The 387-nt window shown below is 32.3% G+C and carries 1 protein-coding gene; it reads right to left on the bottom strand.

From position 1 onward, the window contains the following. Positions 1–192 (bottom strand): hypothetical protein (locus EZM41_RS14045; RefSeq protein ID WP_232619365.1); only part of this gene is annotated, 192 nt, incomplete at its 3' end. Between the last annotated feature and the right edge of the window lie 195 nt (positions 193–387).

The following is a 387-nucleotide window of genomic DNA, read 5'->3' as shown; positions in this document are numbered from 1 at the left end:
ACAAGATATGGTCAGATTTATTTCTTGATGCTCGATGTGATATTTCACTTCTTGAACATTTTTCTTCTTTATATGTCCTTCTATCTTGATAGTTTGAGGAGTGGTAATTTCGAACAATGAATTACAAGTTATGGTTGGATTCATTTCTTCTTTCTCGATGTGATCTTTCACTTCTTGCACATTTTTCTTCATGATATGTCCTTCTATCTTGAGAGTTTGAAGAGTGGTAATTCTTGCCAATGCTTTACAAGATATGGTCAGATTTATTTCTTGATGCTCGATGTGATATTTCACTTCTTGAACATTTTTCTTCTTTATATGTCCTTCTATCTTGATAGTTTGAGGAGTGGTAATTTCGAACAATGAATTACAAGTTATGGTTGGATT

The sequence above is a fragment of the Acetomicrobium sp. S15 = DSM 107314 genome (assembly GCF_016125955.1).
GTDB lineage: Bacteria > Synergistota > Synergistia > Synergistales > Thermosynergistaceae > Thermosynergistes > Thermosynergistes pyruvativorans.
Note: the sequence above shows the minus strand (reverse complement) of the source record. Positions and strands in the feature narration are given on the sequence as shown.